The 13,366-nt window shown below is 67.7% G+C and carries 14 protein-coding genes; 5 read left to right on the forward strand and 9 right to left on the reverse strand.

Features of this window, described 5'->3' with window-relative positions; all coding sequences use genetic code 11:
• Positions 1-218: 218 nt before the first annotated feature.
• Entirely contained in the window at positions 219-644 is a 426-nt protein-coding gene (locus tag OG700_RS36985; protein ID WP_331762397.1) for a hypothetical protein, read from the forward strand.
• A gap of 46 nt (positions 645-690) precedes the next feature.
• Here OG700_RS36985 and OG700_RS36990 read toward each other — a convergent pair whose 3' ends face one another.
• From OG700_RS36990 to OG700_RS37005, 4 genes are all read right to left on the reverse strand, one after another.
• Positions 691-1,719 carry a NucA/NucB deoxyribonuclease domain-containing protein gene (locus OG700_RS36990; protein WP_331762399.1) on the reverse strand — a complete coding sequence of 343 codons (1,029 nt, stop codon included), beginning with the start codon at positions 1,717-1,719 and terminating at the stop codon, positions 691-693.
• A gap of 990 nt (positions 1,720-2,709) precedes the next feature.
• Entirely contained in the window at positions 2,710-2,886 is a 177-nt protein-coding gene (locus OG700_RS36995; RefSeq protein WP_331762401.1) for a hypothetical protein, read from the reverse strand.
• A gap of 99 nt (positions 2,887-2,985) precedes the next feature.
• Positions 2,986-3,831: a helix-turn-helix domain-containing protein gene (locus tag OG700_RS37000; protein ID WP_331762403.1), complete on the reverse strand. Its 846-nt coding sequence runs from the start codon at positions 3,829-3,831 to the stop codon at positions 2,986-2,988.
• A 34-nt stretch (positions 3,832-3,865) separates the two neighbouring features.
• Entirely contained in the window at positions 3,866-4,078 is a 213-nt protein-coding gene (locus tag OG700_RS37005) for a hypothetical protein (RefSeq protein ID WP_331762405.1), read from the reverse strand.
• A gap of 627 nt (positions 4,079-4,705) precedes the next feature.
• On the opposite strand from OG700_RS37005, the gene OG700_RS37010 reads away from it, so the two are divergent.
• Both OG700_RS37010 and OG700_RS37015 read left to right on the forward strand, forming a co-directional pair.
• Positions 4,706-5,266, forward strand: coding sequence for a hypothetical protein (locus tag OG700_RS37010; protein ID WP_331762406.1), 561 nt, complete (start codon positions 4,706-4,708; stop codon positions 5,264-5,266).
• A gap of 25 nt (positions 5,267-5,291) precedes the next feature.
• Entirely contained in the window at positions 5,292-6,194 is a 903-nt protein-coding gene (locus OG700_RS37015; protein WP_331762408.1) for a DUF4231 domain-containing protein, read from the forward strand.
• Positions 6,195-6,343: 149 nt separating this feature from the next.
• On the opposite strand, the gene OG700_RS37020 is transcribed toward OG700_RS37015, so the two are convergent.
• The gene (locus OG700_RS37020) at positions 6,344-6,586 is read right to left on the reverse strand and encodes a hypothetical protein (RefSeq protein ID WP_331762410.1); all 243 of its coding nucleotides are present in this window, start codon (positions 6,584-6,586) and stop codon (positions 6,344-6,346) included.
• Positions 6,583-6,855, reverse strand: coding sequence for a hypothetical protein (locus OG700_RS37025; protein ID WP_331762412.1), 273 nt, complete (start codon positions 6,853-6,855; stop codon positions 6,583-6,585). Before OG700_RS37025 ends, OG700_RS37020 begins: the two co-directional genes overlap by 4 nt.
• Positions 6,856-7,466: 611 nt before the next feature.
• On the opposite strand from OG700_RS37025, the gene OG700_RS37030 reads away from it, so the two are divergent.
• Positions 7,467-8,108 (forward strand): hypothetical protein, encoded by a 642-nt coding sequence (locus OG700_RS37030; protein WP_331762413.1) that lies wholly within the window; start codon positions 7,467-7,469, stop codon positions 8,106-8,108.
• 233 nt (positions 8,109-8,341) lie between these two features.
• On the forward strand, positions 8,342-9,445 hold the full coding sequence (locus OG700_RS37035; protein WP_331762415.1) for a three-Cys-motif partner protein TcmP: 1,104 nt from the start codon (positions 8,342-8,344) through the stop codon (positions 9,443-9,445).
• On the opposite strand, the gene OG700_RS37040 is transcribed toward OG700_RS37035, so the two are convergent.
• From OG700_RS37040 to OG700_RS37050, 3 genes are all read right to left on the reverse strand, one after another.
• Positions 9,432-10,187 carry a phage Gp37/Gp68 family protein gene (locus tag OG700_RS37040; protein ID WP_331762493.1) on the reverse strand — a complete coding sequence of 252 codons (756 nt, stop codon included), beginning with the start codon at positions 10,185-10,187 and terminating at the stop codon, positions 9,432-9,434. The genes OG700_RS37035 and OG700_RS37040 overlap by 14 nt on opposite strands.
• 263 nt (positions 10,188-10,450) lie before the next feature.
• Positions 10,451-12,103, reverse strand: coding sequence for a hypothetical protein (locus OG700_RS37045; RefSeq protein ID WP_405622356.1), 1,653 nt, complete (start codon positions 12,101-12,103; stop codon positions 10,451-10,453).
• A 1,067-nt stretch (positions 12,104-13,170) separates the two neighbouring features.
• Positions 13,171-13,314, reverse strand: coding sequence for a hypothetical protein (locus OG700_RS37050; RefSeq protein ID WP_405622358.1), 144 nt, complete (start codon positions 13,312-13,314; stop codon positions 13,171-13,173).
• Positions 13,315-13,366 lie beyond the last annotated feature (52 nt).

Genomic DNA, 13,366 nt, shown 5'->3' on the forward strand with positions numbered 1-13,366 from the left:
GTACGCGCGGGATGATTCCCATCTGGGGAGGTAGTTGCTGGCACTTGTTCGTGCGGACGTGCAACTCGGAGGCTGGCGGGCTCGGATGAACTGGACCGCCTCCCCGACAGATCTGTAGGCCACCTGACATAGTGGTATCCCTATTTTCGGGATCTGGCTGCTGTCTGATGAAAGGACGCTCAGTGGTACGCGTGGTCAGGCGTCACGAGGAGTCCGTGATGGTGGACTTCTACGGATTCTGTCTCCAGGACGCCGACGACACGGCGGTCCCGGTGCAATGGCCTGAGGGCTTCGAGTCCGTTGATTTCGTCTCCACTCGAACGGGGCGTATTGACGTCCGCAGTGCGGGTCATACGCACACCGCTGGACTGACCCTTGAAGTCTGGGACGAGGAGCCTGAACTCGTCGGGTCCTGGGATGTGAGTGGCGAGGGTGAAGTCGACTATCCCTCAGGAATGCTTCGGGCGTGGGCCGTCGCGGGCGGCCCAATGCCCTATCTGCTCGAAGTGTCCGAGCAGCCTGGGCCAGAAACGTGGTGTGTGCGAGTCCACGCAACAGGACGTGCCGAGGTCGCCCGTCTTGCGTCGCAGACGGTGCCTCACGGCGTCGAGCAGTACCTTGTGCAGCTCTGGCCCAAGCGGTGAGCCGGTGGCGGACTGCGGGATCAGCCCGCCACCGGCTCTGCGTCTGCTACGGGACGATCTGGACGAGGAAGCCGTCGTCCGGGCCGTCGATGAGGCGTGATTTGGTCAGGAACTGACCGAGGAGTGTGCCCGCCGCCTGGTTCTGCGTCGAGTCCAGCGCCATCACGCTGTAGTTGTCCCGTAGTTGTTCAGGGTCGTACAGCGATCCGGCGGCGCCCTCGTAGGTTGTCGCGAAGGGGTATTCGTCGCAGTCTTTTCCACCAGCGGTGTAGTCGGGTCCGAAGTGCCTCCTGCAAGCGTTCACCGCCTGGGCGCGGTTGTCGTCGCGCCGCTTCCGGTCTTGGTAGAGACGGGTCAGAGGAGCGCCGGCGGTCTGGCCGGGAACCTTCTTCGTCGAGCTCGGCGGCTGGGTAAGGCCGGGGGTCTTGAATGCCTTCTCAATGTGGAGCGCGACAGCACGCTCGGGGGCGTCGGCCGCCTTGCTGTACAGCATCGGCGTGATCATGCTGAAGACGGCGGCACCGGTGGCAAACGAGTTGAGATAGGACGCCTTGTCCCAACGCGGGGCGAACATGAAGGGACTGCCCTCCAGGTTGCCGGTCAGCGTGTAGCCGGCGGGCGGTTTGATCTTCACGCTGGGCTGGTACACGCCGAACACGGTGTCAGTTGTTCCGTTGGAGCCCTGGCCAGCGGCGGCAGTCTGCGTCTGTGCGAACGTTCCGGACGCAGCGAGTTGGGCGAAGGTTCTGGTGGACGGCATGGCGGTTCCGCCCTGCGTCGTCTTTGCGGTTGAGGGCGAGATGAACGGAATAGTGGCGGAGGTAGTGATCCCCATGGCTGCGGCACCGTTGGTGCCCACCGCTCCGAGGTCCGTGTAGTGGTACGTGTACGTGATGGTGCGGCTGTTCAGCGGGATGGTGCCGACCACCCGTAGGTTGAAGAAACTTGAGCCCGCCGGCTGTCCGTTGCGACTCCAGATCTGAGTGAAGGAGGCTCCGGAGCAGACGGCGAAGCGTGACTTCACATAGACCCGGTTCTCAGTACCGAGACCGTCGCGGCACTCTTCCCAGGTCATGTCGTGAGCTGGCTCGGGGTATGAGACAGCGGCCGCACCAGCCGTGGAACGATCCGCGACCCTCTCAGGGTCTGGTCGAGAGGAGTCCTCGGGCGCCCGCTGGGCGAATGATGCCGCCGGCCCCACCACCTCCTTCGGAAGAACAGCATTCCTGCCGACGGGAAGTTCACGGACCGCAGCGAGGCGCTGAGGGTTGACCGCCAGGTCACGGAGTTCACTGGCCGACATCAGAGGCAGCACACGACTCTCCAGAATCAGCTCCGAAGTCGCGGCGCCTCCCTCTGCTGCGGTAGCGGGTACCGAGACTGACGCGACCATCAGCAGGGAGATCACAGATGCTTTCCATAAGCGCCCACGTCTGCTTCTGAGTTGAGACACCATCATCCTTAAGTTCGGGACAGCAAGAGCACATCGGTTCTACCAAGACCCGAACCCGCACGTAAAGTGATTATCTATATGCGGGTTGTCACTATGGTCTGTGGAGTACGGCTGCTGAGCAGTGACTGGCGTCGACACGCTCACGCTTGGGCAGCGCAAAGACGCACTCACGACGGCACCCCACTGGGGCCGACCTGCGGGCACGAGGAGCACCTGCTCCACCAAAAGCACGTAGTCGAGGGCGATCCGCTCCCCACGCAGGGGATGGCCGCTGACCGGCTCGGGGCAGGTCCCCTCCGCCGGCTTGCTCCGGCGCCGAGGCACAGCATCGAGCTGGCTGCCCGTTCACGAGCTCTCATGTTCGCCCGACCAAACAGCCCGGTGACGCGGACGGCGCGCGTGGAACGGGAGAAGCACACCCCCGGCAAGCCCATGACCGGGCCAATCGAGACGCCTAGGTGGAGTCAAATCTCACCAACAGAACGGGGCCGTGAACCCCTCACGTGGAGTCAGAAGAGACCTACAACTGGAGTCGGTTGTCACCTACGAAGCCAGCCCCGGGCACGCCGGGGGCTTCACACCACTGCTCCGGTGGTGTGAAGCCCCCATACATCACAACGCGACGAACCTGCTTCCGGCCAGGCGCCGTACCGAAAACCCCAACGCCGCGACATCTACCACCGGCACCTTCACGTCATGAGCACCGGACCACGCGAGCGCTTCTCTGTCCGTACCGGCCTGGCCGCCGCGCCCGAACATGGCGGGCCGTTCGAGGACGTGCCCGATCACCTGCTCGTCCCTGGGGGTGGATCAGTGAGGTGCTTACTTTCGAGCGAGGAGTGCGGGTCGATGAGGCTCGCACCGTCCGGCGTTGGCGGTTCGCCGCGTTCAGCATGGAAGGCCGAGGCGGACCGACTCGTCGGCGGGCCGGGCGTTCGGCTCTGAGGTGAAGTGCAAGCGGGCTATGTGGCGTGAGGCTGCTGGCCCGCGCGGCGACGTCAGGAGCATGCTGATCGTGTTCGCCGTGGTTGCGATGCGGCTCTCGGTCAGCGTCGGGTGAGCGTCGACCTCGAAAGTGATTCGCCGGCTCTCCTGCCCGTCGGGGGTGCGTGCCGGGTCCGAGAACACCCGTACCCGGGGCCCGAAGTGACGACCGGTTTCGACCAGGAGGTTCGAACGCCTCCGTGGGCCGACCCCGCCGGGGTTCAGCCGTTGTTCCTCGGACCGGTCCCATGCCTGCCCCCATTCCTGAAGCGACCTCCCCTTCGCTCCGCACGCCTGGGCGAACGCGAGGACGAACTCGCGGGATGGGCGCCTGCATTTCTGGTGGAGGAACCGCCAGATGGTGGCGTGGGCCAGCACGCCGTCACTGGCATTCTCCAGCTCCTCGTACGTCGGGGCGCCGTCCTTCCTGTAGAGGTCGACCAGCGCCGCGTGTAATGCCCCGAAGTCCCGTACGTAGCAGGGGTGCGGCACATGCCCGTCGTCGTCGTCGCCGCGGGCGGCGCGGTAGCGGGCTCGCTTCCACAGCCGCTCGGCATCGTCCGGGTCGGCTCCGCAGCTCTCGGCGTAGGCCAGGACTACCTTCAGCTTCGGCACCTGCTCACCTGACGCGGCCCGGATCAGCGTCGAGGCACTGAGCCCTGATCGTGCGGCGAGCTGCGAGTAGGTCAGGCCAGGCTCGGGCACGCTGATTCCGCAATGAGCGGACCAGCTTCTCCAGTTCCCGGGCACATGGCGCGATGGGGTTTTCCCGTCGGCCCATGGGTCAGCCCTTCGCCGTCGCAGCGCGCGAACGGCGGGCCAGGCGGAAGGCCGTGTCCGTCGCCTCGGCGAGCAGAACCAGCACCGACAAGGCCGACATCCCTGCCAGGGCGAGCAGCATGGCGAGGACCAGGACGACCACGACGACGGTCACCTCGTGACGGGTCAGTGGCTGGTCGCCGGGCAGGACGCACCCGGCGAGAGTGGTGTGAGGCATGAGTTTTCTCCTGTCGGTTTGTGTTTCGGGCTCCCCAAATGGCCTTCACGTACGGGCGGTTGCCGTCGCCCGTACGATTGGCTGTTCAGAATGTTGACGCATGCCGGGTCCTGGTCCGACCGCTCTCTGGATGCGCACGGGGATAAGAGGGGTATAGCCCCGTCCTCGGTCCGCACTACGCATTGCGCATCCAGTGCTCCGCATCGCAGGGCTCTGCAGGTCAGCAGCGAGATTCCTCGGACCGTTTCACCATTCCCCTCCCGATTGCTGTTGAGCGCTTGGCCTAGGCCGTCGATGCTGGGTGCGACCTCCGATCACGATCGGGGGTCGGATAGGCCCGTCGGACACTGTGGGGCTCCCCCACGACTTCGGGACATTGCCGCGGGCGGCCGCGTTGCCGCGAGGGCCCCCGCGATCGTCGGTCGGGTCAATTGCCGACAGGCGCTGAGCGGTCGGCGGCGAATCTCGCCGACCACTCAGCGCGCGCAACCACCGCCGATCCGCCTGGGGCCGCCCGGCATACGCGGTCGGGAGCTGGCTGTTCATCGCGCTGACACGACCTCAACCTCCGTGGCAGGGTGCGGTGTTCGGATCGGCAGACAAAGGGGGGCTTCCGTGGAAGCGCGGATGTGGAACGCGTTGGTCGGCGTGATGAAGGAGGCGTACACCGCAGGGCTGGGCGAGGGGGCCGTGCCCCGTCCGGTCATGATGCCGCTGGTGCGCGGCGAGCTGGTCGGGCTGATCTGGGTTCGCCCGCTCAAGGTCGGCCAGGACGCGCTCGCCGGGATCGCGGAACTCTCGAACGTCGCCTCTGCGGCCAGCGCGGACGAGGTCGTCCTCGCCTGGGAGACCCACGACGTCGCCACCGCCTGCGAGCTGCCCGTCGTCGGCCTGGTGCCGTGCCTGAACATGGTGCTCGCCGCTCCGGGCGGGCACGTCCTGCACCAGTTCCCCTACAGCGAGCAGCTCCTGTCCCGAAGCCCCGAGGGCTGGGCGTCGGTCGCCCCGGACTGGAGGCCGGCCCCTGCCCCGGAGCCCGGCGGTGAACTGGTGCCGCCGATCCAGGCTGCGGTGAACTTCTCCTTCACTCCGATCGAGCTGGACCACCCCGATCCGTTCGGCGTCACCGTTGTGCTGATGGAAGAGAACGGCTACCGCATCAGCCTGACTGAAGCGTTCGCCCGCTGAGCCTGCGCAAACGAGAGGACAAACCGTGGCCCGCAGTCTTGACGACGATGCACCCCGCCGGATCAGCGACGCTGATGAACACCTGAGTGCCGAACAGCGGCAGGCCGAAGCCGATGAACACGCCTCGCTGCGCAGGCTGAGGCACAAAGTGAGGCAGACGGAGCGGGACCTGGTGCGGCGAAGGAGGAGAGTCCGCACGGTGGGCGTGGCCCTGGCCGTGGCGGGCGGTGCGGTCCTGATGGGCCTGTTATGGACAGTACTCACCTGGGACTCACCCTCACGGTTCGTCCGGGTCGACATCACCTGCTCAGTGCTCGCGCTGCTCTCCGGCCTGGCCGCCTGGGTCGCCGCGCCTCCCCGCGGTGAGCTGAGCCTGACCGAGTTGGAGGACATGCTCGCGACGAACCGTGAGTCCCTCCGATTCCTCAGCGCGCTCATCCACCCGACCCTGAAGGAGCGGCGCAGCCTCTACCGCGAGGACGTGGCCGGGGTGATCGAGCAGCACCGGACGGACAGCCGCAAATACCGGCTCATCCACAACACGCTGCAGAACCTCATCATGATCGGAGCTGCGTCCACGACCACCGTTGCCGCCCTGGATACCCGTAATCAGTTCACCTGGCAGAACATCACGATCGTCGCCATCGGCTTCACCGTCACATTGGCAGCCGCCTTCACCGGCTACTACAAGTACCGCGAGCGCAGCTACTTCCTCCTCCAGACCGCCGACGCCATCGAGGAAGAGGCCAACGCCTTCACCCTTGGCGTCGGCCCATACAGCGACTTCGACGCGGACCAGGAGCAGCAAGCGCTGAAGCTGTTCACCCAGCGCGTCGAAGACCAGCGCAACGAGCAGCGGCGCCGTCAGCAGCAGCTGGACCAACCGGCCGACCAGGCCACCCCCTCCAGCCAGTCACCGGCGGCCTGACGGCGAAGTGTCTATCGGTGGCGGCGGCCGCGAACCGGGCGAGAGGGAGCTGCTCGCCGAACTGCCAACCGTGCGGTACGGGCGCCAGGACGCCGACGGCACCCCGCTGCCAGTGATCCGCTGAGAGGCCCCGCTGAGGCTCGGTGGAGTCAGACGTAGACGACGCGGACGACGGTCACCATCAGCACGGCGGCGCCGACGTAGTAGCGCACGACGACTCCGCTGACGGTGGCCTCGCGACGATCGTCGTCAGCCTTGACCGGGGTGGAGCCGTGCCCGTACGGATCGGCCGTCAGGCGTCGCATGCCCGCGTCGAAAGCGGTCCGCAACGCGTGGGGCATCGTGCTGCGCGCCTGGTCCGCCGGGGGCGCGTACTGGAGGCGGTAGCTCACGCGGCCTCCGGGTCCGGGGCGCCACCGGTGGCGCCGATGTCCTCGCCGCGGGCCAGGCGCTCGAAGAGGTCCTCGTCCTCCTCGTCGGCGCCGGTCCCGGCGAGCGCCCAGCGCACCAGAGCGGCTGGCAGTTCGGCGGCGGGCACGTGCTCGATCTCGCGGTCGAACTCCGCCGCCTGGCCCGCGTCCAGGATGGCGCGCACGGCCGCGATCGTGCCGGGCAGCTCCACGAGCTCGCCGCCGATGACGGTCTTCAGGGTGGCATCCACGGGGGCGCCTCCTTCCTCCTCTGTACGGTACGCGCGCTCTGACTACGGCTGTGGGTTCACGGCGTACGGCTGTCGGCAGGAGGAGGGTCGCCGCCGCCCCGGTGGCGCATGGCGTAGAGACGTTCCTCGGGGTGGCGAGCCAGGCGGGCCATTCTCCAGGCCGTATCGGCGTCCATGCCGGGTCCGAACGATGCCGCGACGCGCCGGGCCTGCCAGGTCGTTCGCGGGGCGAGCACCCACCGGGCGACAGAGAAACGCACCCGGCCGGTCGCAGGCGCTACTCCCTCGCTCGCTAGGGACGCCGGCTCACTGCCCGGGTCGGGACGGTCAGGAGTACTCGGTCTCTGGGTGGCCACCGCGTGATTCTCATGGGACCCCGTACGGCGCAGGGGCGCGATCAGCAGGGCGCCACCACAATGAGTGAGCGGGTGTCGAAGGCCTCTGCGGGCGTCGTTCATCACTTCGGCGTCCCGTTCAGGTTCTGCTCGCTAAGTGGCACCTCGGAGACTACGTCGCGGCGGCGAGGGCACGCCTTGTCGGTGCCGCCCGACAGATTGGTCGGGTATGCGCTCGCCACGCATCTTCGGCGGCGTTCCGGCCGTTTTGCAGGTATGGAGCACACCAGGCAGATTGCCGAGTTGGCGCACTGCATCGAAGAACACAACGAACTGGCCAGGCGGGCACGCGAACTCTGGGCTCAAGCGCAGGAGAGCAGCCAGAGAATCGGCACCCTCGTCGGAACGGCACTGAGCACGGGCACCTCATGGGCTGAGCTGGGACGGCTGCTGGCCACGGTGGACAACGCTTCGCCTGCGTCGGGACTCGCGCCGCACAACTCGCCTGACGGGGAGCAGCCTTCTCGGGGGCGGGCGCCCGCTGCGGCTGAACCTCACGTCCCCGTGCAGGGCGGGAATGGCGGCGTCTCACGCCAACGTGAACACGCCGGACACGAAGACGTACCGCAGCTTCTCGTACGCGCGCACGCGGTCGTTTCCGCCGTTCCGGAGAAGGAGATGGCGTCGCGTGATCTGGCAGCCGCGCTTGAGTACCACCCGAACACCATCGGACCCGATCTGTGCGCGATCATGCGTGAGGTCGGCATCATGCGGCCCAACCGAGGCAAGATCAACGCCCGCTATGACGGTGGTACGGGTGGCCGGCTTCCCGGCTTCACGGCAGCCTGCCTGAAACAGGCCGTCGACGCCTATGTTGCGCAGGCGACGGCGTCCGACATGCCCACCACCGGACGGTGACTGCCGTGAGTCCACCAACCTCTACCATCGCGACATCCGCCGACGCCACGGTGTGAACATCCCGTTCGATTGCTGGGCTGGGAGAACGCGCGGGAGTTCCTGGCGGCGCGGGTGAGGTCGTCGCTGGAGGGCCGCAGGGTGTCACCGTCGTCGGCGAAGGCACTCTGGCGCCGACACGTACCGTCATCGGACAATCACGGCATTGGCCATAGGTGGCGATCCGGGGAGGGCACATGGGCGTGCTGTGGGCACTGGAGCCGGCGACGGAGGCGAAGCACCGTTTGTACAAGCGGTACTTCGACGCGTGGTGGCCGATCCTCCTCCAGCCGAACGGCCGTACCGGCCGCAGCTGGTCGAAGGTCACGCTCCTCGACGCGTTCGCCGGCCCCGGCCGGTACGAGGGCGATGAGGAAGGCTCTCCGGTGTTCACTCTGCACCGGCTGCTGGAGCACGGATCCGTGGCCCGGATGGGACTGACGCGCGAACGCGTGCAGTTGGTGTTGATCGAGAAGCAGCGAGACCGGTACGAGCATCTGCTCGGAGAGCTGCACCGCAAGTTCGGCCCGCTGGACCGGCTGCCGGTCAGGGTGGAGGTCCGCCAGGGCGAGGCCGGCCGGGACAGCGAACGCATCCTGACGGAGGTCGGGGCCTGGGGGCAGCCGGTACTGGGGGTCTTCGACAGCTGGGGCAGCGTCAACACGCCGATGAGTCTGATGCGCCGGATCGCCCGCAACCCAGCCAGCGAGGTGATCACCACGTTCGGCCCGAACTGGTTCAGCCGCCGTGAGAACCTCAACCCGGACATCCTCGACAGCGTCTTCGGAGGCCGCCAGTTCTGGGAACACGCCGCGGACATCGGGGACAGCGACGAGAAGTGGCGGGCCTGGCTGGACATCTACCGGCAGGGACTTCAGCGCGCCGGATTCGGCTTCCGACTTCAGTTCCAGGTGGTCCCCCGGACCGGTCAGCCGTTGTATCTCGTCTTCGGTACCGGCCACCAGAAGGGCGTGGAGGTGATGAAGGAGGCGATGTGGACCGTCGACAAGAGCGACGGGATGAGCTTCAAGGACCCCCGGTGCCGCAGCGCCATCTCGGTCGGGCAGGGTTCCTTCTTCGAGCTGGAGGAAGCAGTCGACCCGGAGTTGCTGTCGCTGGTGGAGCAGCGGTTACGCCAGGGCCCGGCGACGCTGGAAAAGTTGGGCTCGTGGCTGCTGCTGGAGACGTCCCAGTGGCGCGTGCGTGACGCGGGGCGGGCGATACGGGCCCTGGACCAGGACGGCCGGCTCGTGACACCGGCCGGCCGTCTCACCAAGAGCAGTATGGTCAGCCTGCGGTGACCGGTGCGCGCTCGGGCATCTCGTCCCAGGTACGCCCGAGCAGGTCACGGCCCGCGGCTTTCGGGGTGCGACCGCCCCACTGTTTGAAGAAGAACGCGACGCCGGCGTTTACGCAGATGTCGCGGATCCCGGTGACCCATTCCTCTTGTACGGGCCTGAACCTCGGCCCGGACTCGCCCCCGGCGATCACCCAGTCGATGCCGCCGACATCGAGGCCGTCCAGCGGACCGATCAGCGGTTCGCACGACAGGAACCGTACGGCGGCCGGCACTTGGCGCAGGTCGTCGACGCGGGGCAGTTCCTTCGCGCTCTCCACCGAGACTCCCATCCACACGTTCGGCGGCCAGTCCAGCGCGCCGGCGAGCTGCCGTAGCCGCCGGGCCCGCTTGGTCAGGACCTGGTAGGTGTGCTGCGGGGTGTCCGCCATGACGTCGAAGACCTGCCGGACGTAGTCCAGTGGCACACGGGCATGGAACAGGTCAGACATGGAGTTCACGAACACCGTGCGCGGGGCCCTCCACCCGTACGGCACCCGCAGCGCATCCGGATGGACCGTCAGCCCGAAGCCCGGCCCAGACGTCCGGGGGTCCCCGTCGTTCTGGTACTTCGCCGAGCCCATCGCCTTCAGCCGCTTCGAAAGCGTCAACGCGTAGCAGTTGTCGCAACCGGCCGAGACCCGGTCGCACCCCGTCGTCGGGTTCCACGTCGCCTCGGTCCACTCGATGGCGCTGCGGTCGCTCACCGGTTTCCTCCTGCACTCGCGCATGCGGCTGCGCCGCCCGGGGCGGTCGCGGTGTGCTGCCTAACGATGCCGTCCCTGCCGGGATACCGAGGGCTGGTTGCCGGTATCCGTACGTACTCGATCGGACTTCGTAACATTTGATTCGAACCTCCGTTTGAAAACTTAGTCCGTGAGGCTGTCACTGTCAGGCCCCGCGTCGGCACATACCGCGACCGTCTTGCCGGGGCCGGCCCCGGCGGACTGCGCGCACCATCCTGCGGTTCTCACGAGGCGACGTCCGCGCTCAGCGGCTGAGCGGCGAGCCGCGCCAGGTGCTGTGACCAGTCGCCCGTGCGCTGCGGCTGCGCCACGGCGGGGGTGGCCGCACCACTGCGGCCACCCAGCTCGGTCCGGCACGGCTTGCACAGCCCGTCCCCGACGGCCGGGCCGGTCAGGAAGATCCGGCATCCGCACTCGCCGCAGGAGCTGCGCGGCGGGCCCTCCAGTGCCCGGCGTTCCACCACGGCCCCGCCGGCGTCGACCGCCTCCTGGAGCTCGCAGTCGGTACAGGCCCCGGTCGGGCCGGGCCGGGTGCCGTGGTCGGGGCACAGGCCCTGCTTCAGCCGCTCGGCACGGCGCCGTTCGGCCGCCCGGCCCGCGACGACTTCGGCGCACACGTCGCAGCGGCGTCCGGTCGGCCACATCCGCCCGGACTCGCAGGCCATGTGACCGCAGCCCCAGCGCGGCAGCGCCACCCCGAGCAGCCACCTGCCCGGGTCACGGATGTCCGCAGCCATCACCCCGGCAACCCGGACGGACAGCCGGTCGTAGAGCCGCTCGCGGGTCATGCCCTCCTCGAGCTGCCGTCCCACCTCGCGGGCGATCTTCCGCTCCACGAACGGGCTGTTCACCCGCTTCAGCAGCCAGTGCACCGGCTCCAGCACCGCGTAGATGTCCGGCGTGATCGTCAACTGCGGTCCGGTGTAAGCCGACCGCACCGACCCCCCGCCGCTGCTGCGCTTTTCGCCTCTCGGCTTCGAGGGGGAGGGCTGGCTGTTGGCATCCGCGCGGAGCGCGAGACCACCCGGAGCATGTGTGCGAGCAGTCGTTCCAACCGAGTTTTCCACAGCTTCTACTACCGGTACCTCGCCTACGGCGGGTGAGGAAATCGCGCTCTCGTCATCAGGTGAGTCAGTCCTAGGTGATTCCTTATTCGCGAGGGATCCCTCACCAACCAGCGGACCCGATCCCTCACCAACCAACGAACTCACCGATGCACCCGTCGTATCGTCCACAGACGCCGGTGCACCCTCCTGGACCGGCCCCACCACGGCGTCCACCACCGGCGCGGCTCCGACTCCGGCCGTTCCAGGCACCGTCGGGGCGATGTCGTGCACGAGGAACCGGTGACGGCCCTGCGTCCCCGCGCGCCGCTGCACCGTCACCCACTTCGCCGCCTCCACCTCGTCGACGACTACTCCGGCCGCCGCCGCGGTGATGGACTGGCCGGCCTTCCTGCCCGAGTGGTGCAGCAGATGCCCCGCCAACTCCTGCTCCGTCAGCGCGATGCCCATCCGCTCCGAGAACGCGATCACCGCGTACGCGCGCAGCTGCCGAGGTGTCAGGTCCTCCGCGGCCGCCACCGGCAGCCACACGAACATCTCCGTACGGCCCATCGGCCGCGTACGGCGCACCGCCGACGTGCCACGGCCCCCCGGCATCGTCCGGCGGTGCGCCATCAGCTCGACAACACCGTCCGGCGCCGGCCGCGACAACGCCTTCAGACCGCGCTCCACCGACGCCTTCGACACTCCCAGATACGACGCGATGGTCCCGGCCTTCGCCTCGCACCCCTCCGGGCGCGCACCAAGCGCCTTCACCTTCACATACGTCGTCAGCGCGACGTCCGGGTACGCGGGCGACGTCACCAGCCGCATCGGCACCTTCACCCGCTGCCGGCGAACCGGCGCACCATCGGTCGACTCCCCTGCGGCCTCAGCCGCCCGGGAGGTCATCGGCCCGCCGCCACGGCAGGAGCGGTGGGCACCGCGAGGGTCGAACTTTCCAACGTCGTCTGTGTCGTCATCGGGCCGGTGTATCCGCCGAAGCGGACACCCCCGTCTGGCGCAGTCCGAACCCGTGATTCCTCATCCACTCGCCGACCCTGCACCGGACTGCCTGTGGACAGAATCCGCGTGCCAGCGGCGTGAACCTGCCCGCCCCTGCGCGCTTTCGGGTATACGAGGCAGGTGACGAACGCCTGCCCGACACCCCCGCACAGGCCAGACATCCATGTGATGTGCGTCACGGTGTCAGGAGTGGGGGTGCCGTTGCACAAGGGCGTTCCGCCCGGCGGGATCCACCGGACGCCACGGCAAAGCTGACAAGGGGACACCAGGTCGTGCAAGATGACACGACCTCCTGTTCTTACTTAGCAGACGGGCAGAGGACCGCTCCTCACGGAGCGGGTGTTGCCCGGCCCTCCCAGGCCGGTACTGCGGAACCAGTCCTTACCAAGGGACCGGGTGCTGCGGATGCGACTCCTGCCAGGGAGCCGCAGGGAGCCCTCGCCAAGGGCTCCGAGACTTTCGCTCGAACCGGGCACCACCCCGGACGCGAGCCAGACGGGCCGCATGAGCCGCGTGGTCACAAAGCCACGAAGGACGGCTGCGGCCGATGACCTATGTCATCCCAGCCTCCAAGATCCGGAGGCTGGCGTCTGCATGCGCGAAACCCGACCGGAGCATGATCACGCCGTTCAACGGCCAAGTAGCGCGTGTAGTTCCGCAGCTACGGGTAACCTGCACTTCGCGATCACCTCCACTCAGGTGTGTCGCCCGGACGGGACTTCCCGCCCGAGAGCCCCCCTGGACCTTGCCGTCCTGCGGGGGCTTTTCGCCGTTATCGATCAAACTGGACGTCACCCTATCCCTCTCCTCTCGATTCGAGAGGACACGAATGCCGGTGACATCCAGGCAAGCGGAGATAGGAGGTTGGGGGGCCGTCATGCCAACTTCCCCAAGTGCGCGTTGACGGCCTTCGCGGCCGCCGCGCACTCCGACAACTCCACCACGATCACCCCCGCCGATGCCAGAGTTTCTATTCCGACGCAGTCGTCGACGAAGAAGGACAGCTCGCGCCACGCCACAAGGACGCGCGGGATACCTGAGGCGAGGATCAGCTGAGTGCAGGAGAGCGAC

This window comes from Streptomyces sp. NBC_01508, assembly GCF_045040315.1.
GTDB lineage: Bacteria > Actinomycetota > Actinomycetes > Streptomycetales > Streptomycetaceae > Streptomyces.

Bases quoted from the DNA above. Each gene is read 5' to 3' on its own strand.
- OG700_RS37035 (WP_331762415.1), top strand. From the start codon at position 8,342: ATGGGCGTGCTGTGGGCACTGGAGCCGGCGACGGAGGCGAAGCACCGT.
- OG700_RS37030 (WP_331762413.1), top strand. From the start codon at position 7,467: ATGGAGCACACCAGGCAGATTGCCGAGTTGGCGCACTGCATCGAAGAA.
- OG700_RS37045 (WP_405622356.1), bottom strand. From the start codon at position 12,103: ATGCGGCTGGTGACGTCGCCCGCGTACCCGGACGTCGCGCTGACGACG.
- OG700_RS37005 (WP_331762405.1), bottom strand. From the start codon at position 4,078: ATGCCTCACACCACTCTCGCCGGGTGCGTCCTGCCCGGCGACCAGCCA.
- OG700_RS36990 (WP_331762399.1), bottom strand. From the start codon at position 1,719: ATGACCTGGGAAGAGTGCCGCGACGGTCTCGGTACTGAGAACCGGGTC.
- OG700_RS36985 (WP_331762397.1), top strand. From the start codon at position 219: ATGGTGGACTTCTACGGATTCTGTCTCCAGGACGCCGACGACACGGCG.
- OG700_RS37010 (WP_331762406.1), top strand. From the start codon at position 4,706: ATGTGGAACGCGTTGGTCGGCGTGATGAAGGAGGCGTACACCGCAGGG.